At 74.3% G+C, this 22,615-nt stretch carries 22 protein-coding genes; 12 read left to right on the top strand and 10 right to left on the bottom strand.

Going from position 1 to position 22,615, the window contains the following annotated elements; all coding sequences use genetic code 11:
• The first annotated feature begins 236 nt into the window (after nucleotides 1–236).
• From AB0B20_RS07390 to AB0B20_RS07360, 7 genes are read left to right on the top strand one after another with little or no spacing between them, the layout of a single operon-like run.
• Nucleotides 237–1,397 carry a hypothetical protein gene (locus AB0B20_RS07390; RefSeq protein ID WP_357390167.1) on the top strand — a complete coding sequence of 387 codons (1,161 nt, stop codon included), beginning with the start codon at nucleotides 237–239 and terminating at the stop codon, nucleotides 1,395–1,397.
• Nucleotides 1,384–4,296, top strand: a complete 2,913-nt coding sequence (locus AB0B20_RS07385; protein WP_357468963.1) for a nitrate- and nitrite sensing domain-containing protein — start codon at nucleotides 1,384–1,386, stop codon at nucleotides 4,294–4,296. The genes AB0B20_RS07390 and AB0B20_RS07385 overlap by 14 nt, the downstream gene beginning before the upstream one ends.
• Nucleotides 4,293–4,760, top strand: coding sequence for a roadblock/LC7 domain-containing protein (locus AB0B20_RS07380; RefSeq protein WP_357389869.1), 468 nt, complete (start codon nucleotides 4,293–4,295; stop codon nucleotides 4,758–4,760). Before AB0B20_RS07385 ends, AB0B20_RS07380 begins: the two co-directional genes overlap by 4 nt.
• Nucleotides 4,757–5,206 carry a DUF742 domain-containing protein gene (locus tag AB0B20_RS07375; RefSeq protein ID WP_357389871.1) on the top strand — a complete coding sequence of 150 codons (450 nt, stop codon included), beginning with the start codon at nucleotides 4,757–4,759 and terminating at the stop codon, nucleotides 5,204–5,206. Before AB0B20_RS07380 ends, AB0B20_RS07375 begins: the two co-directional genes overlap by 4 nt.
• The gene (locus AB0B20_RS07370) at nucleotides 5,184–5,945 is read left to right on the top strand and encodes an ATP/GTP-binding protein (RefSeq protein WP_013288868.1); all 762 of its coding nucleotides are present in this window, start codon (nucleotides 5,184–5,186) and stop codon (nucleotides 5,943–5,945) included. The genes AB0B20_RS07375 and AB0B20_RS07370 overlap by 23 nt, the downstream gene beginning before the upstream one ends.
• 47 nt (nucleotides 5,946–5,992) lie before the next feature.
• Complete coding sequence (locus tag AB0B20_RS07365; RefSeq protein ID WP_357468959.1) at nucleotides 5,993–6,505, top strand: hypothetical protein; 513 nt, start codon at nucleotides 5,993–5,995, stop codon at nucleotides 6,503–6,505.
• Nucleotides 6,506–6,542: 37 nt separating this feature from the next.
• Nucleotides 6,543–8,780 carry an AAA family ATPase gene (locus AB0B20_RS07360; protein WP_357389875.1) on the top strand — a complete coding sequence of 746 codons (2,238 nt, stop codon included), beginning with the start codon at nucleotides 6,543–6,545 and terminating at the stop codon, nucleotides 8,778–8,780.
• A 57-nt stretch (nucleotides 8,781–8,837) separates the two neighbouring features.
• Here AB0B20_RS07360 and AB0B20_RS07355 read toward each other — a convergent pair whose 3' ends face one another.
• From AB0B20_RS07355 to AB0B20_RS07340, 4 genes are all read right to left on the bottom strand, one after another.
• Nucleotides 8,838–9,872 carry an SRPBCC family protein gene (locus tag AB0B20_RS07355; protein WP_357468956.1) on the bottom strand — a complete coding sequence of 345 codons (1,035 nt, stop codon included), beginning with the start codon at nucleotides 9,870–9,872 and terminating at the stop codon, nucleotides 8,838–8,840.
• Nucleotides 9,873–9,875: 3 nt separating this feature from the next.
• A complete protein-coding gene (locus AB0B20_RS07350) occupies nucleotides 9,876–10,295 on the bottom strand; it encodes a hypothetical protein (protein WP_357468953.1) in 420 nt (139 codons plus the stop codon).
• A 137-nt stretch (nucleotides 10,296–10,432) separates the two neighbouring features.
• On the bottom strand, nucleotides 10,433–10,942 hold the full coding sequence (locus tag AB0B20_RS07345) for a GNAT family N-acetyltransferase (RefSeq protein WP_357389881.1): 510 nt from the start codon (nucleotides 10,940–10,942) through the stop codon (nucleotides 10,433–10,435).
• Between the two features lie 150 nt (nucleotides 10,943–11,092).
• A complete protein-coding gene (locus tag AB0B20_RS07340) occupies nucleotides 11,093–11,926 on the bottom strand; it encodes a hypothetical protein (RefSeq protein WP_357468950.1) in 834 nt (277 codons plus the stop codon).
• A gap of 219 nt (nucleotides 11,927–12,145) precedes the next feature.
• Here AB0B20_RS07340 and AB0B20_RS07335 point away from each other — a divergent pair, with 219 nt between their 5' ends.
• The gene (locus AB0B20_RS07335; RefSeq protein ID WP_013288875.1) at nucleotides 12,146–12,358 is read left to right on the top strand and encodes a hypothetical protein; all 213 of its coding nucleotides are present in this window, start codon (nucleotides 12,146–12,148) and stop codon (nucleotides 12,356–12,358) included.
• Between the two features lie 6 nt (nucleotides 12,359–12,364).
• Here AB0B20_RS07335 and AB0B20_RS07330 read toward each other — a convergent pair whose 3' ends face one another.
• The 4 genes from AB0B20_RS07330 to AB0B20_RS07315 all read right to left on the bottom strand — a co-directional run bounded on the left by AB0B20_RS07330 (nucleotide 12,365) and on the right by AB0B20_RS07315 (nucleotide 15,865).
• Nucleotides 12,365–12,838, bottom strand: coding sequence for a DUF3263 domain-containing protein (locus AB0B20_RS07330; protein ID WP_357389887.1), 474 nt, complete (start codon nucleotides 12,836–12,838; stop codon nucleotides 12,365–12,367).
• A gap of 136 nt (nucleotides 12,839–12,974) precedes the next feature.
• The gene (locus AB0B20_RS07325; RefSeq protein ID WP_357389889.1) at nucleotides 12,975–13,988 is read right to left on the bottom strand and encodes an ABC transporter permease subunit; all 1,014 of its coding nucleotides are present in this window, start codon (nucleotides 13,986–13,988) and stop codon (nucleotides 12,975–12,977) included.
• Nucleotides 13,985–14,983, bottom strand: coding sequence for an ATP-binding cassette domain-containing protein (locus tag AB0B20_RS07320; RefSeq protein ID WP_357389891.1), 999 nt, complete (start codon nucleotides 14,981–14,983; stop codon nucleotides 13,985–13,987). Before AB0B20_RS07320 ends, AB0B20_RS07325 begins: the two co-directional genes overlap by 4 nt.
• A 96-nt stretch (nucleotides 14,984–15,079) precedes the next feature.
• Nucleotides 15,080–15,865, bottom strand: coding sequence for a DeoR/GlpR family DNA-binding transcription regulator (locus AB0B20_RS07315; protein ID WP_357389893.1), 786 nt, complete (start codon nucleotides 15,863–15,865; stop codon nucleotides 15,080–15,082).
• Between the two features lie 199 nt (nucleotides 15,866–16,064).
• Here AB0B20_RS07315 and AB0B20_RS07310 point away from each other — a divergent pair, with 199 nt between their 5' ends.
• Genes AB0B20_RS07310 through nagA form a run of 3 tightly spaced genes read left to right on the top strand, consistent with a single transcriptional unit; the run spans nucleotide 16,065 to nucleotide 19,029 of the window.
• A complete protein-coding gene (locus tag AB0B20_RS07310; protein WP_357389894.1) occupies nucleotides 16,065–16,994 on the top strand; it encodes a sugar isomerase in 930 nt (309 codons plus the stop codon).
• Nucleotides 16,991–17,923, top strand: a complete 933-nt coding sequence (locus AB0B20_RS07305) for an ROK family protein (protein WP_357468946.1) — start codon at nucleotides 16,991–16,993, stop codon at nucleotides 17,921–17,923. The genes AB0B20_RS07310 and AB0B20_RS07305 overlap by 4 nt, the downstream gene beginning before the upstream one ends.
• The gene (nagA, locus tag AB0B20_RS07300) at nucleotides 17,920–19,029 is read left to right on the top strand and encodes an N-acetylglucosamine-6-phosphate deacetylase (protein WP_357389897.1); all 1,110 of its coding nucleotides are present in this window, start codon (nucleotides 17,920–17,922) and stop codon (nucleotides 19,027–19,029) included. Before AB0B20_RS07305 ends, nagA begins: the two co-directional genes overlap by 4 nt.
• Nucleotides 19,030–19,041: 12 nt before the next feature.
• Here nagA and AB0B20_RS07295 read toward each other — a convergent pair whose 3' ends face one another.
• Nucleotides 19,042–20,250, bottom strand: coding sequence for a DUF4032 domain-containing protein (locus AB0B20_RS07295; RefSeq protein WP_357389899.1), 1,209 nt, complete (start codon nucleotides 20,248–20,250; stop codon nucleotides 19,042–19,044).
• A gap of 111 nt (nucleotides 20,251–20,361) precedes the next feature.
• Here AB0B20_RS07295 and AB0B20_RS07290 point away from each other — a divergent pair, with 111 nt between their 5' ends.
• Nucleotides 20,362–21,156: a phosphatase PAP2 family protein gene (locus AB0B20_RS07290; protein WP_357468943.1), complete on the top strand. Its 795-nt coding sequence runs from the start codon at nucleotides 20,362–20,364 to the stop codon at nucleotides 21,154–21,156.
• 16 nt (nucleotides 21,157–21,172) lie between these two features.
• Here the strand turns inward: AB0B20_RS07290 and AB0B20_RS07285 are convergent, their stop codons facing one another.
• The gene (locus AB0B20_RS07285) at nucleotides 21,173–22,318 is read right to left on the bottom strand and encodes a hypothetical protein (protein ID WP_357468939.1); all 1,146 of its coding nucleotides are present in this window, start codon (nucleotides 22,316–22,318) and stop codon (nucleotides 21,173–21,175) included.
• Nucleotides 22,319–22,615: the final 297 nt, after the last annotated feature.

Below are 22,615 nucleotides of genomic sequence, written 5' to 3'. Positions count from 1 at the left end.
AATTCACATCTACCGGCGCAAACCAGCGTCGATGTCATTTCTCGGCAACACGATCACACGCTACGTGCCTTTCGCCCCGACACAGGGTGACCCGAAGTGGACTGACGTGAAGCCGACTCATCGGCCGAGGTCACACCCGCATCCGGTTCGACTAATTTTCCGGTCCGGTGCACGGGACTGCGTACGGCGACCTCCCGGCGCACCGACCGCCCCGCCGTCGCCGGAGGAGACACACCATGACAGTCCCCGCGTCGCGGGTCCGTCGGCGGCCCGCCGTACCGGGCCGTACGCTCGCCCTGGTGCTGGCACTGGCACTGCTGGCCCCGCTCGGGCTGATCTTCATCCAGGCCGAGCGCGACTACGCCGACGACCACGACCTGGCCAGCCGGGAACGGCTCGGCGTCCGCTACCTGCGCGCCCTCGGGCCGGTCACCGACACCCTGGTGGAGGCCCAGGCCATCGCCGTCGCCGAAGGCGCCGTGTCCCGCGCCTCGCTCGCTGCCGCCATCGAGGGCGTCGCGGAGGTGGACAACGCCGTCGGCGACGAGTTGCGCACCCACGAACGCTGGGCCGGGCTGCGGGCCAAGTTGGAGTCGCTGCCCGACCGCGGGATCGGCGACCCCGAGGCGGCGTACCGGGCCTACGGCGAGGCGTCCGACCTGCTGCTGGCCCTCTACCGCAAGGTACGGGAGAGCTCCGGCCTGATCCGCGACCCCCGCGCCGACTCGTTCTTCCTCCAGGACGGCATCGGCGGCGACCTGCCCACCGCGACGGTGCTGGCCGGACGGCTCGTCGACCTGGCCCGGCTGGCCGCCAAGCGCCCCGCCGACCAACGCGCGAGGACGGGCGCGGAGCTGGCCGAGCTGCGGGTCGCCGCGCTCGGTCCCGCCACCGACCTGGTCACCGACCTGCGCTCGGCGGTGGACAACTCGGAGAGCACCGACCTGGGCGCCAACGTACTCACCCCGCTGGACACCTACCAGCGTTCGCTGGAGACGTTCGCGGTCTACTCGGCGCCCGGCGGCGGCCGGTCCGCCCCGGGCACCGACCAGCTCACCCGCGCCGGGCTCAGCGCGCAGAACGCCGCCAAGCAGCTCCGGACGGTCATCCTCGACCAGCTCGACGCGCTGCTGCGGGAACGGCTCGACGACCTGGATCGGGACCGGCTGCTGGGCCGGATCGCGGCCGGGGCGGCGCTGGTGCTGATCGCCGGGATCGTCGCTCTGCAGGTGGCCGCGCTGCGCCGGGACCAGTTCCGCACGGCCGCGGCACGCCGGGAGCCGGCCGAGGCCCCGCCGGCGCCGCCGCTCGCCGCGCCCGAGACCGACCGCCGGCCGGTCGCGGTGGGGCGCGGCATCGACTCCGACGGGTGGAGGCCGTTCGATGCTGCTCGGTAGCCTGCGGATCCGGGGCAAGCTCGCCCTGCTGGTGATCATCCCGCTGCTCAGCATGGTCGGGCTGGCCGTACCCGTGGTCATCGACCGGGTGTCCGCCGCCCGGCAGGCCGCCGACACCGCCGAGACCGTCCGCATCGCCAGCCGGGTCGGCAGCCTGGTCCAGGATCTCCAGCAGGAACGCCTGCTCTCGGTCGGGCTGCTGCTGCGGCGGGTGAGCCGCACCGAGCTGATCCAGAAGTCGGCGACCGTCGACGACCGGGTCGCCGACCTGCGCGCCGAGCCGCTGCCGGCGCCGGTCCGGGCGAGCCTCGACCAGGTACGCCGGCTGGAGGACGTCCGGAACGCCACGCTCGCCGGCCGCGCCACGCCGCAACAGATCCTGACCGTGTTCGGCGAGGTCGACACCGCCCTGATCGACGCGCTGCGGCTGCCCTTCCAGGTGGACACCGACACCGCCGCCGGACGGCAGGTGCTCGCCCTGGACGCGCTGCTGCGCGTCGACGAGGCCCTCAGCTCGTGCACCACCCAGATCGTGCTGGTCAAGGCGACCGGCGACCCGCTGGTGTCCCGGGCGTTCGTGGCCTGCATGGCGGCGCTCAACGTCGACAACCGGCGGTTCCGCAAGCTGATCACGCCCGAGCAGCTCAAGGTGGCCGAGCTGGACGACGCGGCGGTGGCCGCCCGGACCAGCCCGACGTTCCTGGTGGACAGCCTCCGCGACCCGGACGGGGCGATCGCGCCGGTGCCGCTGGACGTGCTGTTCCCCTCGGCCCGGTCGATGATCACGCTGGGCCAGTTCGTGGAGAAGAAGGTCGTCGCGGACGTCATCGCCGAGACGCGCGCCCGGGAACGGGAGGCGCTGACCGCGGCCTGGCTGGTCAGTCTCGCGGCGGCGGCGATCCTGCTCGTCGTGGTGCTGCTGAGCATGACGGTGGCGCGTACGGTGGCCCGGCCGCTGAGCCGGCTCACCCGCTCCGCCGAGCGGGTCGCCCGGGTCACCGAGGCCGAGCTGACGCGGGTCGCCGACGACGAGTCCGAGAGCGTCCCCCCGGTACGCCTCGACCCGGTGGAGGTCAGCGCCCGGGACGAGATCGGCGACCTGGCCCGCGCGTTCGACAGGGTGCAGCACACCGCCGCCCGGCTGGTCGAGCGGCAGGTCGCCGGCCGGCGCAACGTGGCGCAGATGTTCGGCCATGTCGGCCGGCGTACGCAGAACCTCGTCGGCCGTCAGATCGCGCTCATCGACCGGCTGGAACGGCAGGAGACCGACCCGGGCCGCCTGGAGCACCTCTACCGGCTGGACCACATCTCCAGCCGGTTGCGCCGCAACGCGGGCAGCCTGGTGGTGCTCTCCGGCGCCACCGGCTCGGACGGCCACGTGGCGCCGGTCCCGCTGGCCGACGTGGTCCGGCTCGCGCTCGGTGAGATCGAGGACTACACCCGCGTCGACGTGGAGGTCGCGCCCGGCGTGGCGGCGGCACCCGCCATCGTCGGCGACCTGGTGCTGACGCTCGCCGAGCTGATGGAGAACGCCACCTCGTTCTCGCCGCCGCACACCCGCGTGGTGGTGACCGGTGAGCTGACCGACGGCGGGGCCCGGCTGGTCGTGGTCGACCACGGCATCGGCCTGACCGAGGACCGGATGGTCGAGGAGAACGCCCGGTTCACCCGGCGGGAACGCCTCGACCTCGCCCCGACCGAGGTGCTCGGCCTGTTCGTGGTCGGCCGGCTGGCCCGCCGGCACGGCTGGAGCGCCCGGCTGAGCCACACCCCCGGTGGTGGCGTCACCGCCGCCCTGGAGATCCCGGCCGCCTCGCTCGTGATCCGCCGCCCCGAGCCGGTCGGCGTCAGCGCCGGCCGGGCCGCTGTGCCCGGCACCCGCGAGCCGGAGCCGCCGGCAGTGGAGGCGCCGGCCGGCTTCGACGTCGAGTTGCTGAGCCGGGCCACCCGCAGCATGTCCAGCGGTGACCCGTGGAACGCCTTCGGCAGCCAGGCCGGCGAGGCAGAACCGGCCGAGGAGCCGGGACAGCCCGCCGGCGGCCCGCCGCCGGTCTGGCCGCCGTCGGCCGTACCGCTTGCCGGCCCGGCCGCGCGTGCCGGGCACGTCGCCCCGCCGACCCCGGTCGTCGGCCCGGCCCCGGCCGCTCCCCCGGCCGCCGGGCCGGCGACCGGCCCGACCCGGACCCCGCAGCCCGCCCGCCCGGCCCTGGCGCCGTCCGCCGGGCCGACGCTCGCACCGCCGCCCACCGGCCCGGCCCTGGTGCCGCCGCCCACCGGCCCGGCGCTTGTGCCGCCGCACCGTCCGGCGCAAACGCCGGCGGCGGGCCCGGCCGCGGCCCCGGCGCTCGCACCGCAGCACCGTCCCGGGCTCGCACCGCAGCACCGGCCGGCACCCGCGCCGCCGCCGGGTGGTGCCCGCCCGCCGGCACCGGCCGGGTCACCGCCGGCCATGCCGGCGCCGACCGGGCCGAACCCGGTCGGCCCGCCCGCCGGCCGGCCCGGCACCCGGTCGCCGATCCGGCAGCGGGTACCCGGCGCGAACCTGCCGGCCGCCCCGCCGGCCGCGCCGGCCGGTCCGGCCACCGGCGGTCCGCTGATCGGCGTGCCGGCGGATCCGTCGAGCGTCCGGGCCCTGGTCGAGGAGTTCGAGGACGGGGTACGGCGGGCCCAGGGCGACGTCGGCGGCACACCTCCGGTGGCGGAACGTCCCCGGCTCAGCCGGCGGGTGCCCGGCGCGAACCTGTCCGTCGCTCCGACGCAGTCCGTGCCCCCCACCAGCTCCGACCCCGGCGATCCCGTCGAGGTCCGCAACCGGATCAGCGAGTTCGAGGCGGGCGTCGCCCGTGCTCTGCGCGAAGTCAGTACCGACCGCCGCTACGAAGAGGACCCATCACGGTGACCAGCCCCTTCCTCCACGAGAACGTCGAACAGAGCACCGCCACCGGCGACCTCAGTCCCGAGGCACGCACCTTCAACTGGCTGCTCGACTCGTTCACCTCCAGCACCGCCGGGGTGATGGAGGCGATCGCGGTCTCCTCGGACGGGCTGCTGATGGCCATGTCCGCGATCAAGGACCGGTCCAACGCGGAACGGCTCGCCGCCGTCGTCTCCGGCATGACCAGCCTCGCCGGGGGTGCCGCCAGCTGGTACGCGCTCGGCGCGCTCAACCGGGTGATCGTCGACATGGCCGAGGGGTACCTGCTCATCAGCGCGATCAGCAGCGGCTCGGTCCTCGGCGTCGTCGCCGACCGCACGGCCAACCTGGGCACCGTGGCGTACGAGATGACGCTGTTCGCCGGCCGGGCCGGCGGCGCGCTGAGTCCCCGCCTGATCGCCGAGCTGAAGAACGCCGTACAGCAATGATCCCGGGGGCCGCCGGCGCGGACCCGGAGCCGGAACCCGGCATCCGGATCCGCCCTTTCCTGAACGCGTCCGCTCCGGCACCGGAGCCGGACGCGGTCGACGGGGAGCCGACCGGCCCACGCCCCTTCGTGCTGACCTCCGGACGGGTGGACGGCGACCCGGCGATCGGCCTGGAGACCCAGGTCACCGCTCACCCGGGCAGCACCTCGTGGGCGGTGACCGCCCGGTTGGCCCCGGAACTCGCGGCGATCGTCGCGATCTGCGCCGAGCCCGTCTCGGTGGCCGAGATCTCCGCCCGGACCCGGATGCACTTCGGGGTGACCCGGGTGCTGGTCGGCGACCTGCGCGCCGCCGGCCATCTCGACGTGCACGTCGCGGACGTCGACGACGCCCTCGATCCCGACATCATCCTGCGAGTGATTGATGGACTTCGTGCGATCTCCTGAATGGCCGGCAGCCGCCACGGGCGGGCCGGCCGCCAACAGCGCGCCGAGCCGCTACGGCGGCCCGGCGCCGCTGATCGGCCGGGCCACACCACCCCCGCCCACCCCGCCGCTGCCGTACCTGCCGCCGGGTGTGCCGCCGGCCGAACCGGCCCCGATCGTCAGCCGGGTGCCGGCGCCCCGGCCGCCGATCCCGGTGAAGATCCTCATCGCCGGCGGCTTCGGGGTCGGCAAGACCACCACAGTCGGCGCGATCTCCGAGATCGCGCCGCTGACCACCGAGGCGGAGATGACCACCGCCGGCATCGGCATCGACGACCCGGGCGGGGTCGCCGGGAAGACCACCACCACCGTGGCCATGGACTTCGGCTGCGTGACGATCGACCGCAGCCTGAAGCTCTACCTCTTCGGTACGCCCGGCCAGGCGCGCTTCGGCTTCATGTGGGACGACCTGGCCCGGGGCGCGCTCGGCGCGCTCGTGGTGGTGGACAGCGCCCGGCTCGACGACTGCTACCCCGCGATCGACTTCTTCGAGCGGTCCGGGCTGCCGTTCGCGGTGGGCGTCAACGCCTTCGACGGCCGGCTGGCCCTGGACCTGCCGTCGATCCGCTGGGCGCTGGCGATCGGTGAGCACGTGCCGCTCGTGCAGTTCGACGCCCGGGACCGCCTCTCGGTACGGGACGCCCTGCTCGTCGTCCTGGACCGCGCGCTGGACCGGGCGACCCGATCCCGGGCAGGCTGAGAACCGGCAGTCGTTTCGATCCGTTGTCTGGCGAAGGGGTGGACGCCATGAGAGGTGATCTGGACGAGACACTGGCCCGGATGGCCCGGCGCGAGGAGGCGCTGCGCCGCCGGGGGCCGATGGCCGGGCAGCCCGCCGGTACGCCCGAGCGGGACGTGCCGGCGGAGACGGCGGAGATGGCGGAGCCGGCGGACGAGCCGGGCGACGGGCGGGCGGGGCACGGCGCGTACCGGCTGCGCGGCGGCGACGCTCCGGTGCGGCGTGACCCGGTCGAGGAGGTCGCCGAGGCGGTCCGCCGGGTGGTGGCCGAGCACCCCGGACTGGCCGTGACGCTCCGCGTGGAGCTGGGCGAGCAGGCGTACCCGCTGCGGGTCTCCTGGTCCGGCACCGCGGTGACGGTGGGCCCGGCGGCGCCGCCCGCGCCGCCGCCGGCATGGCCCATGTCGGTGAAGACGGTGCCGGCACCCGGCCACGACCCGCTGGAGTCCGACCCGGCGGCCCGGCTGGCCGAGATGATCCGGCGCGACCCCTCGCTGCTGGACGACCCGGGCCCGCGCTGACCGGGCACCTGATGATCCGGGCGGCTACTGTCGGCGGGTGGCCGAACCCGACCTGACCCTGACCGCGACGCTGCGGCCGGCCGCGCTGGACGCCCGCCGCGGTGTGGTGCGCCTGCACCCCGAGGTGCTCACCGCGCTGGCGCTGCGGCCCGGCGACCCGGTACGCCTGACCGGCCGCCGGGTCACCGCCGGGATCGCGGCCGCCGCCGAGGCGAGCACCAGCGGCGCCCTGTTGCACGCCGACGACCTGCTGCTGGGCAACCTCGGCCTGCGAGCCGGCGGTCAGGTCACGGTGAGCCCGCTACCGGCGACCCCGGCACGCCGGCTCACCCTGTCCGGCCCGCCCGCCGTGGTCGCCGCGGTCCCGCCGGAGATGCTGCGGCTCGCGCTGCTGGGCAAGGTGGTCACCGCCGGGGACGACGTCTCGCTGCTGCCGCAGGACGTGCTCCCGGACGCCGCCGTGCGCGGCCTGATCGAGGCCGCGCGGCGCAGTCTCGCCAGTTCCGTCGGGTACGCCTGGACCAGCACGCTGCTCACCGTCGTGTCGGCCGAACCGGCGGTCGGCGCGCTCGTCACCATGGACACGGTAGTGGGCTGGGAACACGGCCCCGCCACCCGCGGCTCCGGCCCGGCGTCCTCGGCCTCCACCGCACGCGTCTCCGCCCCCGCCACGCCGCCCGGGACGGAACCCGACAGGGACCTGCTCGGCCCGGAGGACGCGCCCGACGTGGACGAGCTGCCCGGCCTGCGCGCCCAGGCCGAGGAGCTGACCGAACTGCTGGACCTGGGCTTCCACCACCGCGAGGTGCTGGGCCGGCTCGGCACCACCGTCTCGCTCGGTGTGCTGGTGGAGGGCCCGGCCGGGTCGGGCAAGTCCGCGCTGGTGCGCGCCGTCGCCGCCAGGGTCGGCGCGGGCGTCCGGCCGCTCTGGGCGCCGGAGCTGGCCGCGCTCACCGACGACGCGGCGGCCGGCCGGCTGCGCGAGGCGGCCTCGGCGGTACGCGCCGGTGGCACCGCCGTGCTGCTTGTCACCGATGTGGAGGCGATCGCCCCGGCCGACGAGCCGGGTCCGCTGGCCACCGTGTTCCGGCAGGTGGTGGCCGAGACGCTGCGGGCCGGCGTGGCTGTGGTGTGCACGACCGGACGCCCCGAGGCGGTGGACCCGGCGCTGCGCGGCCCGGACCTGCTCGCGCTGCGGATCACCGTGCCGCTGCCCGACGCGGCGCTGCGCCGCGAGCAGTTGACGGTGCTGACCCGCGAGGTGCCGCTCGCCGGTGACGTCCGGCTGGACGAGGTGGCCGGCCGTACCCCCGGGTTCGTCGCGGCGGACCTGGCGGCGCTGGTGCGCGAGGCCGGGGTACGCGCGGCGCTGCGCCAGAAGACGGCGGAGACCCCGAGCGTGGCGATGGCCGACTTCACCGCCGCGCTGGAGGTGGTCCGGCCGACCACGATGTCCGCGTCCACGCTGGAGCTGGCGTCGGTGACGCTCGACGACGTGGGCGGGCTACACGAGGTCAAGCAGACGCTCACCGAGTCGGTGCTGTGGCCGCTCACCTATCCGGACACGTTCGCCCGGCTGGGCGTGACGCCGCCACGCGGGGTGCTGCTCTACGGTCCGCCCGGCTGCGGCAAGACCTACCTGGTGACCGCGCTGGCCGGCTCCGGACGGGCGAACGTGCTGTCGGTCAAGGGCGCGGAGCTGCTCTCGAAGTGGGTGGGTGAGAGCGAGCGGGCGGTCCGGGAGCTGTTCCGCCGCGCTCGCCAGGCCGCGCCCACGCTGGTGTTCCTGGACGAGGTGGACGCGCTGGCCCCGGTACGCGGGCAGGCCACCGACGGCGGTACGACCGACCGGGTGGTGGCGGCGCTGCTGACCGAACTGGACGGGGTGGAGGCGCTGCGCAACGTGGTGGTGGTCGGTGCGACCAACCGCCCTGAGCTGGTCGACCCGGCGTTGCTGCGTCCGGGCCGGCTGGAACGGCTGGTCTACGTGCCCCCGCCGGACGGTCCGGCCCGTACGGAGATCCTCCGCGCGTCCGCCCGGGACGTCCCGCTCGCGCCGGACGTGGACCTCGACGCGCTCGGCGCCGAGCTGGACGGCTTCTCCGCCGCCGACTGCGCCGCGCTGATCCGGGAGGCGGCGCTCGCCGCCATGCGGGAGTCGTTGAACGCGAGCACCGTGACCGCCGCGCACGTCGAGGCGGCCCGGGCCCGCGTCCGGCCCTCCCTGGACCCGGTGCAGCTCGCACACCTGGAGTCGTACGCCACCGGCCGGTAGCGACCGGCCGGCTCCCCGGGCGGCCGGTCAGCTCCCAGCGCGAGGGCGCGCGGCCGGTCAGCTCTCGCCACGGCGGCGCGCGGCCGGGCGGCGGGGCGGCTCCGGGACACGGCGGCGGCGCCCGGGTTCCCCGCGCCCGCGCGCCTGCCGGTCGCGGGAACGCTCCGCCGCCGACCGGACCGGCTGGCCGGCGTACTCGTCGTCGCCGAAGTCGTTGCCCTCGTCGTAGGCGGCGTACTCGTCGTCCGCAGGCCCGGCGTCACCCCGCTCCTCCCGGAGCGCGGTCGCGTGGTCCCTGACCACCCGGGAGTCCTCGATCTCGCCGCGCCAGCCCTCGACCGCGTCCGGGTCGAGCACGGTCCGGGTCATCACGTGCCGGACGAAGTGCCTCAGCTCCAGCCGGACCCGGCGGCCCTGGGCCCGCCACAGGTTGGCGGTGTGCTCGACGAGGCCGCGCGGGTGGTACTCCAGCACGACCAGGATCCGGGTCAGTTCCGGGGCGACCTCGTGGAAGCTGACGGTGCCGTCGACGGAGCCCTTCTCGCCTGTGGACCGCCAGTGGACGAGCCGGTCCGGGACCTGCCGGACGATCGTGGACTGCCAGCTCCGGCGCGACCAGAGCATCCGCGCCGTCCAGGTCATCTTCTCGTCGGCGTCGCAGTCGGCCCGCTCGACCTTCCGCATGAAGCTCGGGAAGTCGCCGAACGTCGTCCACTGGTCGTACGCGACCCGGACCGGCACGCCGACCTCGATCGCCTCGACGATGTTCGTGACCCTTGGCGTACGGCCGTCCTCCCGGCCTCCCCTGCGCACGCCGAGCGCCGCCATCAGCTTCTCCCTACCGCCGGCCAGGCCGGCCTGGACCATCGCCTTGACCGGGGAGGCGCCCTTGGCGAGCCGGTGCGCGCCGGTGGCGGCGGCCACCAGGCCCGGATCGCCGTCGCGCTTCGCGTACTCGCTCAGCCGCCCGGTGGCGTCGGTGACCCGGTCGGTGATCACCTGCACGGCCCGCTCACCGAGTGCGGCGGCGAGGTTGCGCAGCTCGCCGCCGATCTGGTCGCGGGCCCGGTCGGCCAGGCTGCTCGTCGCCACGGCTCACCGCCCCCGTTCGGCAGGGGCCGGCTGGTCGTCCAGCTCCGGCTCCTCATCGGGCGCGGAACGCTCCTTCCCCGGCGCGGAGCGCTCGGCGGCCGGGCGGGCGGTGCCGGTCCTGCGGCGCAACGCGTCGGCGCCCCCGCGCAGCCGTCCGCCGATGGCGTCGATGCCGTTGCCGGCGGCGGCGGTCGCGGCCGCCCGCCCGGCGGCCACCAGCGGCGGGCCCAGCCCACCGAGGCTGCGCAACTGCGGGCTCGCGGCCATCAGGTCCGCGCCGAGCTGCTTCAGGCCCCCGGGGTGCCGGCTGGCCCGCCCGGCGGCGACCGCCGCGGCGAGCGTCAACGCGGTACGCATCTTCTTCCGGCGACCCAGCAGGTAGCCGAACCCGACGGCGAACGCCACCCGTGCTCCGCTTCTCATCCGCTCTCCTTCGCGCTCCCCGGGAAGTCGCGGGCCCGGAGACGCGGGCTACCCGTCAGCCCGTCGGAGAAACGTCTCCGCACGAGCGCGGGCCGCCCACCGAGGCGGTGCCGGGCGGGAGGACCGGATGCGGGGATTCAGCGGATCGGCAGGGCGGAGTCCAGGGACATCCGAGCGCGGAGTTTCCCGTCTTCCTCGCGCAGTTCCGCGCCGCACTTACGCAGCACCGAGATCGCACCCGCGTTGTCCGGGGTGGTGTCCGCTACCACTGTGTGCATCCCGGCCGCGGCGGCGGCGTGCAGCAACTGGCGCAGCGCGGCGACGCCCAGGCCCCGGCCGCGCGCCGACCGGCCGAGCCACATGCCGGTCTCCACGGTTCCCGGCTCGTCCCGGCGCGTCATCCGCACCATGCCGACCACCTCGCCGCCGGAGACGATCGCGTACATGACCGTGCCGGTGGGGCCGTTCAGTCCGCCGAGGCTGGCGCGGTGGAACTCGCGGAACGCGTCGCGGCGGGCCAGCGACCAGCCCGCCGGGGCGTCCACCGGAGGCATGACGTCCTCCGGTTCCGCCTCAGCCGCCGCTACGGAGAGCAACGGTTCCAGGTTCCGTTCGTCCACCGGCTCCAGCCGTACCGCACCCGTCACGTCGCGAAGTCTGCCGCCCGCTGTCCGAGTCGTCCACCGCTTTGGAGAGGGATTGCCGCTATGGCCGAACGCCTCGTCCGGTCGTACCCCCGGGGTGTTCCCACCTCACGCTGCGTTGTCATCCGACCGGTCGTTCCGGGGTGAGCGTGGTCACGGGCGGGGATCGAACTCGCAGAGCACGGCCGAGGCGTCGTCGGTGCGCTTGTGCCGTCGCAACCGGTCCGGGTGCTCCCGCTCGGCCGCGCGGACCCGGTCGATCAGCCCTTCCGGGCCCTCCCGGGTGAGCACCTCCAGCAGCCCGGCCCAGTCGAGGAGGCCGAACTGGTCGACCACGCAGGACACGCCGTCGCTGAGCAGCGCGGCCCGGCGCAGCGCCCCCGGCCCGCGCAGCGGAAGCGTCCCGGTCAGCGCGTGGTACGCCGCGTCCGGGTCGGTCGCCGCCGCCCAGTAGCCGTGGGTGCGGTTCATCCGGGTCCGCTGCACTGTCGTCGCGCGCCGGAACCGGGTCGCCGGATCGGTCTCGCCGTCGGGCAGCGCGGCGGCGGTACGGCGCAGGTCCGTCACCGCGGCCGCCAGCCGGTCGTCGGTGACCACCTCGATCCCGCGGTCGGTGTCGAGCACCAACGGGCTGTCGCAGAGCACCAGGTAGTCGACCCGGTCGCCGCTTTCCCTCAGCAGGCAGACGGTGGACGACGGGGTGCCGGGATGGTCGAGGTCGCACGCGCCGCCGTGGTCGGCCCGGACCGCGAGGATCGCCGCCGCGAGGCTGCTCACCAGCGTGGCGGCGGGGCGGGCCGCGATCGCCAGGCCGACCCGGGCGGCCAGGTGCCGGACGAACCAGGCGGGACCGTGTACGCAGCCGGTGTCGAAGCCCTCGGGCACCGTGGCCCCGTCGAGGACGCCGACGAGCGGGCCGAACCGGAAGACCACGTCCTCGTTCTCCGCGCGGCCCGGCGCCGGGTCGGAGGCGGAACGCACACGCATCACCGGTGCCTCCCCGGTCGGGCGGGCCGGTCCGCAGCCGATCGCGTACCGCCGGTCTGGTGCCCCCATCGTCGCCCTCCGTCCGTCGTCGCCGGCCGCCTACCCGGACCGCGCCCGGTCATCCGCCGCCGCCCCGATCGAGGTAACTGTGCGTCATCGACGCCAGACCTTCGGTAGCGTCGAACGCGACGGGTCGGTGGCGTTGACAGGGGGTACGAGATGTTGGAGCGGCTGCACGAGGGTGGCATCCGGGCGGAGCACGCCTACCTCGCCGGATTCGTCAGCATCGGCCTCTCGGTCACGAGCTGGTTCCTTTCCAAGCACATGGAGCGCGCCGGGGTGGCGCGGGCGGACCGCTGGGGCATCTTCATCGGCGAGTGGGCGCCGACGTTCTTCGCCATCGGCAACGGGCTGCGCACATACGAGAAGTGAGCCCGGTCAGCGTCGCCGGTTACGGGCGCGCGACGACCGCAGCCGGCGCAGCCGGCCGACCAGCACCGGCTCGGCGGCGAGCGCGGCCGGCTGGTCGAGCAGGGCGTTCAGCAGCTGGTAGTAGCGGGTCGCGGAGAGCCCGAACGTGTCCCGGATGGCCTGTTCCTTGGCGCCGGCGTGCTTCCACCACTGCGCCTCGAAGGCGAGGATCCGCTGCTCCCGCTCGGTGAGGCCGGTCGGCGTGGCGACCGCGTCGGTCGCGTCTGCCGCATCCGGCTCGACCGGCGCGGCGGACTCGACGGGCGACGACCCGGGCTCGGCCGGTCGCGCGGACTCCGACGGCGCGTCCGGCTCCGGCGGTGCCGTGGACTCGACGGGAGGAGCGGTGCGCGGCGGCGGAACGGTCCCGCCCGCGTGGCGCGTACCCGCTGCCGGGCCGGACCGGTCGACGGCGGCCCGCTGCGGTGCGTCGGCGGACATGGCGCTCCTCTCCGACGGCGGGTGACCGGCACGCGGAACGCGCCGGCCGGGGGAGCCCCAGCGTAACCAGGGCCGCCCCCGGCCGCATCGGACGCGGGGCCCGCGCCGCCGGCCGGAGCCGGCGGCGCGGACCAGGTCAGGCGATGTCCCGCCGCCGCATCGTCCAGAACGCGGCCACGAGCGCGCCCACCAGCGCCACGCCGAACACCACCGCCGACTGCTGCCAGGTGACCAGGTACGTCGCCGGCTCGCAGGAGCCCTGGGAGAACTGGCAGGTGTCGTAGTCGAACAGCTCCGCCTGCTTCAGGAACCACGACTGGGCGTACGTGGACAGCACGTACCGGTCCCCGAACTGGACCCCGAGCACCGCCACCGCGATCCGGATGCCGATCTCGCTCACCGCGAAGATGCCCACCGCCGCGCCCAGCGCCATCGCCGTGTGCCGGCCGAGCGAGGCCAGCGCGAACCCGACCGCCGCCACGAGCAGCGTCATCCCCAGCGCCCGCAGCCCGTCCAGCCCGATCGACTGCCACACTCCGGAGGTCATCTTCGCGGTGCTGCCGCGCTGGCTGGCGATCAGCCAGAACGCCGCCGTCCACAGGGCGCCGAGCACCACCGTCAGGCCGAACACTGTGGTGAGCAGGGCCGCCAGCTTGGTGCCCAGCACGGTGAGCCGTTTCGGCCGCCAGAGCAGCAGGTTCATCATCCCGCCGGTGTTCCACTCGGCGCCCACGAAGGAGGCGCCGACGATGAAGCCGAACAGCGCCACGGAGGCGGCGAACACGGCGATGAACAGGGGGAACTCGGCCCGGAAGTCGAACTGGTACGGCAGGTACCACTTCGCCTCGAACATGTCGGGCTGCGGCTGGTAGTCCTTGCCGCAGTTCGGGCCGTACCGTTCCTCGGTCTTCTCGCCGCGCGCCTGGGCCGCCTCGCACTCCGCGATGGTGCGCTTCCATTCCGTCAGCGCGGACTGGTAGTCGTTGGTCGCCTTGGCCTCGGCCTCGGCCACCACGACGGGCGAGAGCTTCTCGCTGGAGAAGCTGAACGCGGTCGCGACGGTGGCCAGCCCGAGCACCAGCAGCACGAGCATCAGCCGGGTGACCCGGCGCTTGCCGAGCCGGCGCAGCTCGGTGACGAACAGGCTCATGCGCCCCAACCTCCTGCGGTGCCGGTCTGGTCGACCTTGGCGGACTGATCGACCTGACGGTGCTGGCCGGGAACCGGCGCGGTGGCGGTCAGTTCGAGGAAGACGCTCTCCAGGTCGACAGCGACCGGGGTGAGCTCGCTGACGTAGAGGCCCTGCTCGGCGAGGAGCCGGCTGACGGTGGCCGGCTTGTCCACGCCGGACAGCATCAGGTGGTCCGGCTCGGCGGCCACGCGGACCCCGGCACGGCTGAGCGCGTCGGCGGCCTGCGGCAGGTCGCCGACCGCCTCCAGGCGGACCCGCACGGAGCCCTGGGAATGGGCCGCGAGCACCTCCTCGACCGGCCCGAACGCGACCCGGCGGCCGAGCGAGATGATGGTGACCGAGTCGCAGATGAGCTGGATCTCGCCGAGGATGTGGCTGGAGAGCACCACTGTCATCCCGGCCTCGGACAGCTCCCGCATCAGCCCGCGCATCTCCCGGATGCCGCCCGGGTCGAGGCCGTTGGCCGGCTCGTCGAGGATCAGCAGCTTGGGGTTCTTGAGCAGCGCGGAGGCGACCGCCAGGCGCTGCTTCATGCCGAGCGAGTAGGTCTTGACCCGCTCGCCGGCCCGGTCGCGCAGCCCGACCAGTTCCAGCACCTCGTCGACGCGCTGCTTGGGCAGCTCGCCGGCCTGGGCGAGCAGGCCCAGGGTGTCCCGCGCGGTGAAGTGCGGGAAGAACTGCGGGCTCTCCACGATGGCGCCGACCTGGCCGGCGACCGCAGGCAGCGCGTGCGGCAGCTCCTGGCCGAGAATGGCCATCCGGCCGCCGTTCGGCTTGATCAGGCCGAGCAGCGTACGCAGCGTGGTGGTCTTGCCCGAACCGTTCGGACCGAGGAAGCCGTGCACCTGGCCGGCTTCCACTCGCATGTCGAAGCCGTCGAGCGCGTGGCGTACCCCGCGCTTCCGGCTCCGGTACGTCTTACGGAGACCTTCGATCTCCAGGACAGCCGACACAGCTGACCTCCCCCGATAAGTAGGCGTCAGCGACACCATACGCGGTATGCACGCGATGGCAATACCCGGTATGCAGTGTCGGCGTGTCGGGGGAGGTCAGGCGCAGACGACGTGCACGCCCGCGTCGCGGAACGCCGCCACCACCTCCGGGGACGCGCCCGAGTCGGTCACCAGCGTCTCCACCCGGTCCACCGAGCAGATCCGCGCGAACGCGTGCCCGCCCAGCTTCGAGGAGTCGGCTATCACCACGACCCGCTTGGCCCGGGCCACCATGAGGCTGTTCATGGCCGCCTCGCCCTCGTGGTGCGCGGCGGCGCCGAGCTGCGGGTCGATCGCGTCCACGCCGAGCAGCGCGACGTCGAGCGTGACCTCGCGCAGCAGCGCCCCGCCGAGCGGGCCGACCAGCTCGAACGACTTGGGCCGGACCACGCCGCCGGCCACCACCACCTTCATCCGCGAACGCACCAGCAGCTCGTTGGCGATGTTCAGCGCGTTCGTCACCACTGTGAGCTGGGCGCCCTCGGCGCTGGTGTTGAGATCCGGACGGACCGCCAGCGCCCGGGCCACCTCGGTGCTCGTGGTGCCGCCGTTGAGGCCGACCACTGTGCCCGGCGACACCAGCGCGGCGGCGGCCGCGCCGATCCGCTGCTTCTCGGCCGAGTGCTTCGCGGTCTTGTAGCGCAGCGGCAGGTCGTAGGAGACGCCGTTGGCGACCGCGCCACCCCGGGTCCGTGTGATCATCTGCTGCTGGGCGAGCTGGTCGAAGTCACGCCGGATGGTGGCCTGGGAGACGTCCAGCCGCCCGGCCGCCTCCTCGACGCTGACCCGGCCGCTGTCGGTCAGCATCTCCAGCAGCGCGTTCCAGCGCGCGTAGCGGTCCACCGCGGGGCCCTCCCCAGACTGTGCGTGAACGGTGATCGGTTGCGTGCACACTAGTGCGCGAAACTGGGTCCGCGCAAAACCCTGCGCTGCGCGAACTGGGAGACGGTTGCCACGACCACAGGGTTTCACGCAGAATGACGCGCGAAAGGCGGCCGTATCGCGCCGTATTGCGCAAGGTCTCCCCTGGGGAGGAGTTGTCATGGCGTACGTGCACGCGGAGATCGCGAGCCAGCCCGACTGCTGGCGGGAGGCGGCGCGACTCGCCCCGACCGTCGCGGAGCACCTGCCGCGCCCCGGCGAGCGGGTCGCCGTGGTCGGTTGCGGCACGTCGTGGTTCATGGCGATGGCGTACGCCGGGCTGCGCGAGGCCGCCGGCCAGGGCGAGACCGACGCCTTCCAGGCCAGTGAGTTCCCGGCCGGCCGCCACTACGACCGGCTGATCGCGATCACCCGCTCCGGCACCACCACCGAGGTCCTCGACCTGCTCACCGCGCTGCGCGGGCGGATCCCCACCACGGTCCTGGTCGGCGACCCGGACTCGGCCGCCGTCGCGCTCGCCGACGCCACTGTCGCGCTGCCCTTCGCCGACGAGCGGGCGGTGGTGCAGACCCGCTTCGCCACCACAGCGCTCGCGCTGCTGCGCGCCCACCTCGGCGAGGACCTGGGCCGCCTGGCCGCCGACGCCGAGGTCGCCGTACGCGCCCCGCTGCCGATCGACCCGGCCGGTATCGAGCAGGTCACCTTCCTCGGTCGCGGCTGGACCGTCGGGCTGGCCCAGGAGGCCGCGCTGAAGTGCCGCGAGGCGGCCACGTTCTGGGCCGAGGCGTACCCGGCCATGGACTACCGGCACGGCCCGATCTCGGTGGCCGCGCCCGGCCGGCTGGTCTGGGCGTTGGGCGAGATCCCGGACGGGCTGCCCGAGGACGTGGCCGCCACCGGCGCCGCGTTCGTGCACAGCCGCACGCACGGCTGGCGCACGGTGCTGACGAGCTGGTCGGCGGGGCGCAACCCGGTCGATCCGATGGCCGACCTGATCCTGGCCCAGCGGTTCGCGGTCGCGCTGGCCACCAGCCGCGGCCTCGACCCGGACGCGCCGCGTCACCTGACCCGGTCCGTGGTCCTGGCGTGAGTGCCCGCGACGAGGTCGTCGTCGCGCTGGACGTGGGCGGCACCGGGATGAAGTGCGCCCTGGTCCGGCCGGACGGCACGACAGTGCACACCGAACGGCACGCCACCGGCGCGCAGCGCGGCCCGGAGGCGGTGACCGGCACGATCCTCGACGTGGCCGAAGGGCTCGTCGGCAAGGCCCGCGCCGACGGCCGCACGCCGGTGGCCTGCGGCATCGCCGTACCCGGAGTGGTCGACGAGGCGCGCGGGGTGGCGGTCTGGTCGGCGAACGTGGGCTTCCGGGACGTACCCCTGCGGGAGCTGGCCCGCACGCGGCTGGGACTGCCGGCGGCGCTCGGCCACGACGTGCGGGCGGGCGGCCTGGCGGAGGCGCGGCTCGGCGCCGGGCGGGACGCCGGCCACGTGCTGTTCGTCGCGATCGGCACCGGCATCGCCGCCGCCCACGTGGTCGACGGGTCGGCCGCCACCGGCGCGCACGGCGCCGCCGGGGAGATCGGCCACATCCTGGTACGCCCCGGCGGCCCGCGCTGCGGCTGCGGGCGGACCGGCTGCCTGGAGGCGGTGTCGTCGGCCTCGGCGATCGGGCGCCGGTACGCCGAGCTGTCCGGCGCACCCACCACCGCCGCTCAGGTGGCAGACCGGTCCGCGGCCGGGGAACCGCTCGCCGTGGAGGTGTGGCAGGAGGCGGTCGAGGCGCTCGCCGATGGACTCGCCACCGGGCAGGCGCTCTACGATGTGTCGACGGTGGTGCTCGGCGGCGGTCTGGCCCAGGCCGGTCCCCTGCTGTTCGACCCGCTGCGGCGGGCGTTGCGCGAGCGGCTGACGTTCCACCGCGAGCCGCGCCTGGTCGCGGCCGGTCTCGGGGACGAGGCGGGTTGCCTGGGCGCCGCCCTGCTGGCCCTGGACACCCTGGCGAAGGAGAGTCGATGACCCGGCGCGTGACCGGCAAGGTGGTGACCCCGACCGGCGTCGTCCGGCAGGGCTGCGTGGAGATCGCGGACGGGCGGATCACAGCTGTCGCCGAGTACCCGTCGGCGCGCGACGGCCACTGGATCGTGCCGGGCTTCGTGGACATGCACACCCACGGCGGCGGCGGGCACACGTTCACCACCGGTGACGCGGAGTCGGCCCGGCAGGCCGCCGCGTTCCACCTCGGGCACGGCACCACCACGCTGCTGGCGAGCCTGGTCAGTTCCCCGTTCGCGCTGATGCGCGACGCCACCGCCGCGTACCGCCCGCTGGTGGAGTCCGGCGTGCTGGCCGGCGTCCACTTCGAGGGCCCGTACCTGTCCGCCGACCGCTGCGGCGCGCAGAACCCGGAGTTCCTGCGTGACCCGTCGGTCGCCGAGCTGACCGAGCTGATCGAGCTGGGTGGCGGCGCGGTACGCATGGTCACGATCGCCCCCGAGCGCGACGGCGCCACCAAGGCGATCGAGCTGCTGGTGGCGCACGGCGTGGTGGCGGCGGTCGGGCACACCGACGCCACCTGGGAGCAGACCCGGGCGGCGGTGGCGGCCGGCGCGACTGTCGGCACCCACCTGTTCAACGGGATGCGCCCGGTGCACCACCGCGAGCCCGGTCCGGTGGTGGCGCTGCTGGAGGCCCCGAGCGTGGTGTGCGAGCTGGTCGCCGACGGGGTTCACCTGCACGACGGGATGCTCGGCTTCGCCGCCTCGGTGGCCGGTCCGGAGCGGGCCGCGCTGATCACCGACGCGATGGCCGCCGCCGGGATGCCGGACGGCGAGTACGAGCTGGGCGGTCAGGCGGTGACGGTGGCCGACGGCGTGGCCCGGCTCAGCCGTGGCGGTGCGATCGCCGGCAGCACGCTCACCATGGACGCGGCGCTGCGGCACGCGGTCGGCGCGGGCGTGAGCCTGCCGGACGCCTGCCGGATGGTCGCCACCACCCCGGCCCGCGCGATCGGCCTGGGCGACCGGGTGGGCGCGTTGCGCGCGGGGCTGCGCGCCGACCTGGTGGAGCTGGACGACGACCTGAACGTGGTACGGGTGATGCGCGGCGGCGACTGGGTGGAGTGAGCTGCCCGGCCGTCAGGTGGTGGGCACCTCGACGCCGAGCACGGCCTGCTCGTCCGGGCGGTGCACCAGCACGTCGGCCAGGTACGACTGCACCGCCCGGCGCATCCCGACGTCCCGTCCGGCCTGCTCGGAGAGCAGCCACTTGTGCTCGATGATCTGGGCGAACAGCTCCTGCGGCTCCAGCTTGTTGCGCAGGTGCGCGGGGACGGCCCGGACCACCGGCTCGAAGACCTCGGTCAGCCAGCGGTGCGCCGCCTGCTGCTCGTCGGTCAGGTCGCTCTCCAGCCGGTAGGCGTCCAGGTCGTTGAGGAGCCTGCGGGCCTGGTTCTCCTCCGCGTCCAGGCCGGTCAGGCGCAGCAGCCGCCGGGTGTGGTAGCCGGCGTCCACCACCTTCGGCCGCACCAGGTAGCGCCCGTTGTCGACAGTGGACATCGCCACCTCGGCCACGTCGAAGCCCAGCTCGTTGAGGCGGCGGATGCGGCGCTCGATGTCGTGCCGGGCGGCGCGCTCGACCTGCTGCTCGTAGGTGATCTCGTGCCAGAGCCGCTCGTAGCGCCGCACGACCTCCTCGCAGACCACCTCCGGGTCGATCGACTCGTGCAGCAGGCCGGCGGCCTGGAGGTCGAGCGCCTCGCCGAAGATGTTGACCCGGGCGATCTCCAGGTCCTCGCCGCGCTGGCCGTTCGACAGCGACGGGTGCAGCGCCCCGGTCTCGGCGTCGACCAGGTACGCGGCGAACGCGCCCGCGTCGCGCCGGAACAGCGTGTTCGACAGCGAGCAGTCGCCCCAGAAGAAGCCGGTCAGGTGCATCCGCACGATCAGCGCGGCCAGCGCGTCCAGCAGCCGGTTCATCGTCTCCGGGCGCAGCGTGTTGGAGAACAGCGCCCGGTAGGGCAGCGAGAACTGGAGGTGCCGGGTGATCAGCACCGGGTCCAGCGGCTCGCCGTCGTCGGTCTGCCGGTCGGCCACGATCGCGATGGCCTCGACCGACGGGAAGTCGATCCGCTCCAGCGCCCGCAGCAGGTCGTACTCGCGCTCGGCGACCCGCTCGCCGGTCTCCTTCACCGCGTAGACGTACCCGCCGAGCCGGACGAACCGCACGATGTGCCGGGAGATGCCCTGGGGCAGCGCCACCAGGTGCTCGGCAGGCCACTGCTCCAGCGGGGTCGACCAGGGAAGGTCGAGCAGCGCCGGGTCGACGAGGGCCGAGGTGATCCGCACGGCAACCAGTGTGACCGCTGACCCCCGCGCCGCGCCTCCCTTCGTGGCTGGGCACACAGCCGCCGATGCCCGCGCCGCCGCGACGCCGTCGGCGGCCGGTAGCGTGGTCGCGTGCGTCAGACCTCGGGGGTACGCGGTGAACTGCGGCTGCGGCCGGTCCGGCCGGCCGGGTGGTGGTTCGACGGACTGCTGCTCGCGGCAGTGGTGGCGCTGACCGTCGCGCTCGCCTCCGGTCACCTGTTCGGCCTCGACCGGGCGGTCGCAGACTGGTCCGACGAGAACCGCCCGGCCGCCGCCCGCTGGGTGGCGATGACGCTGAACCTGCTCGGCCAGGGCACGCCGCTGACGCTGCTCGCGGCCGGGCTGGGCGTTCTGCTGGCGTGGCGGCTGCGCTCGGTACGGCCGCTGCTGCCGCCGGTGGTCGGGTTCGTGCTCACGTTCTTCACGATCGGCCCGCTGAAGGTGTGGACGGCCCGGCCCGCGCCCAGCGCCTCGATCAAGGAGCCGTTCCTGTCGCCGGAGCAGACGCTGCCGCTGTTCCAGCACGACCTGCCGGTGCGTTTCGCGCAGTCGTACCCGTCCGGGCACGTCGCCAACTCGATCGTCTGGTACGGCGTCCTGGCCCTGCTGCTGGCCCCGCTCGTACGCACGCTCGGCCGTACCGTGCCGCCCCGGCTGGTCACAGTGGTCCGGGTGGTGCCCCCGGCAGTGGTCTTCTGCACCACCGTCTACCTGGGCTGGCACTGGCTGACCGACTCGATCGCCGGGCTGCTGCTCGGCCTGCTGCTGGACCGCCTGCTGCACCGGGTGCCCTGGGACGACCTGCCGCTGCCCCGGCGGCTCGGCGACTGGCGGCGCCCGGTCGGCTGGTCCGCGCCGCCGCCCGCCATCGCGGCGACGCGGTGACGGGCGGGCGCGGCGCTCAGCCCACCGTCCGGATCTCCACGATGCTGATCCGGGTCCTGGTGCTGTAGGTGAGCCGGCGGCGGTGGTCGTCGTCGGCGGGCCGCACCGCCACCTGGATCCGGATCTGGGTGCCCTTCGGCAGCTCGACACGTTCGTCGGGCGTGCTCACCACGAACACCCCGCCCGTCGTGTCCGGGTCGACAGACACCCGTTCCTGCCGCAGCAGCGGGGTGTCGGTCTCCCCGTCCCCGGGCCTGGTGTACTCGGCGCGGATCCGGACCAGGTCGTCGCGCTGCAACCCGCGCAGGTCGACTGTCGCCTGGATGCTCACCAGCCCGGGCTCCGGCACGGTCCAGTGGTAAAGCCCGGTCGCCCAGCGGATGGCGTGGAACCGGTCGGTGGTGTCGAGCGTGTCGCCCGCGTGCGCGGTGCTGGTGAAGGTGGCGATCACGTCCCGCTTCGCCGGCGTGGACGTCTTCTCCCCGATCATCTTCGCGAAGTCGTCGGCGGTGCCGCGGAACGCGTCCGCGTCGCAGGTGTGCTGGCGGCCGATGATCGCCGAGTCGGTGTACTGCCAGATGCGCGGCGTCTGCTCCGGCTTGCCGTACCGGGCCCAGCCCGGGCCGGAGTCCCCGCCGGCCCGCGCGTACGCGGCCTTGAAGTCCTCGGCCACCCGGTACGGGTAGTCGGCGTTCCAGCGCGGGAAGTCGCCCAGGTCGTCGTCGCCGTACTCGCCGCGCGAGGCGTACATCACCGCCACCTTGCCGGTGCGCTCCTCCAACTCGTGGCCCACGTCGACGCCGATGTGCGGGGGCACGTCGTCGGTCGGCCAGCGCTCCAGGTCGATCTGCCAGAAGAACCTGTCGTAGTCGCGCCACCAGGGGGTGTGCTTGTCGGCGTAGTCGATCGCCGTGGTGACCTGGTCGTCGATGGAGACGTCGGAGTGCACCACCACGTACATGCCCAGGAACGGGATTCCCGCGTCCTTCGCGGCGGTGAGCATCACCCCGTAGTACTGGCTGTGGAACGTGCCGTCGCGCGACTGTTCCGTGCCCTTGTAGGTCATGAAGTCGATGCCCGCGGCGCGGGCCTCCCGGATCCGGTCGGTCGTCAACCCCCGGTCGACGTCGTAGTCGCTCGCGTCCCAGCCGAACAGCGTCATGTGCGGTACCTCCCGCGCTCGCGGATCTGACGTTCCCGAAACTGCCGGAGCCGATTCGAGGGCAGCATTGCCCGATCGACGCATGAAAAATCTGGTCATCGTCAATGGATAATCGGTGAGAGGAATTCGAGAGACGTGCGTGCGGATTGCCTCGCTATCCGCACTGACCTGCGTAAACGACTCTACCGAGGTCGCCGGACAGCGGCCACCCGGCGAAGGCGGATTAATTATGCAAATGATTTTCGCCAATTCTCCGAACCGGGCACCCGCCGTTCACCTGAGCGCTCTAGGCTGCGC

This window comes from Micromonospora sp. NPDC049151, from assembly GCF_040648395.1.
Taxonomy (GTDB): Bacteria; Actinomycetota; Actinomycetes; order Mycobacteriales; family Micromonosporaceae; genus Micromonospora.
The sequence above is the reverse complement of the archived record's forward strand: the minus strand, read 5'-3'. Positions and strand labels throughout refer to the sequence as shown.